The sequence below is a fragment of the Mesorhizobium sp. M7A.F.Ca.US.014.04.1.1 genome, from assembly GCF_003998745.1.
Taxonomy (GTDB): Bacteria; Pseudomonadota; Alphaproteobacteria; order Rhizobiales; family Rhizobiaceae; genus Mesorhizobium; species Mesorhizobium ciceri.
In genome coordinates, this window is the sequence record NZ_RZRW01001200.1 from 1 (window position 1) to 855 (window position 855).

The window sequence follows — 855 nt, forward strand, 5'->3', positions numbered from 1 at the left end:
CTATGCCTACACGTCGGCGGCGGCCAACAACGGTTCGGCCTTTGGCGGCCTCAGCGGCAACACGCCCTGGTACAACATCACCATCGGCATCGGCATGCTGATGGGCCGCTTCCTGGTCATCATCTCGGCGCTGGCCATTGCCGGCTCGCTGGTGGCGAAGAAAACGGTTCCGGCCTCCGCCGGCACCTTCCCGACCGACGGCCCGCTGTTCGTCGGGCTGCTGATCGGCGTCATCCTGATCGTCGGTGGCCTCACCTTCTTCCCCGCGCTCGCCGTCGGGCCGATCATCGAGCACCTGGCGATGGCTCACGGGCAGACCTTCTGAGACCGCCATGTCGTGGTTCAATGCCATGCGCCGCAAGGTCGCCCACAGGGACGATCACGGAAAGGAGGAGGGACCTCCTCCTTTCCCGACCCTGTCGACGTTTCTCGGCCTTGCGGCAGTCATGCTCGTCCTCTGGCTGCTGGCCTACGGGCCGCCCCATCTCTTTTCGGCATCCGATCATCCGGTGCCGTCCAACAACACCGAAGCCGGAGCTTCAAAATGAGCAACTCGAAATCAGCCAGCATCATGGATGCCAGCATCCTGCTTCCCGCCATCGGCGGCGCCTTCCGCAAGCTCGACCCGCGCACGCTGGCCAGGAACCCGGTGATGTTCGTCGTTGCCGTCGTCTCGGCGCTCACCACCGTGCTGTTCGTCAAGGACCTGGTCTCCGGCGGCGGCAATCTCGGCTTCACGCTGCAGATCATCATCTGGCTTTGGTTCACCGTGCTGTTCGCCAACTTCGCCGAAGCGGTCGCAGAAGGCCGCGGCAAGGCGCAGGCGGATTCGCTGCGCAAGGCACGCACCGAGAC

Annotated in this window: 2 protein-coding genes and 1 pseudogene; all 3 read left to right on the top strand. The window is 64.7% G+C overall.

Going from position 1 to position 855, the window contains the following annotated elements:
• Nucleotides 1-325, top strand: a 325-nt coding sequence (locus EOA22_RS35570; protein WP_206521536.1) for a potassium-transporting ATPase subunit KdpA, incomplete at its 5' end; no start/stop codon positions are given.
• A gap of 25 nt (nt 326-350) precedes the next feature.
• Entirely contained in the window at nt 351-548 is a 198-nt protein-coding gene (locus EOA22_RS35575; protein WP_224621338.1) for a hypothetical protein, read from the top strand.
• A pseudogene (locus EOA22_RS35580) lies at nt 545-855 on the top strand (potassium-transporting ATPase subunit B); the annotation flags it as partial. The gene EOA22_RS35575 and the pseudogene EOA22_RS35580, both read left to right, overlap by 4 nt.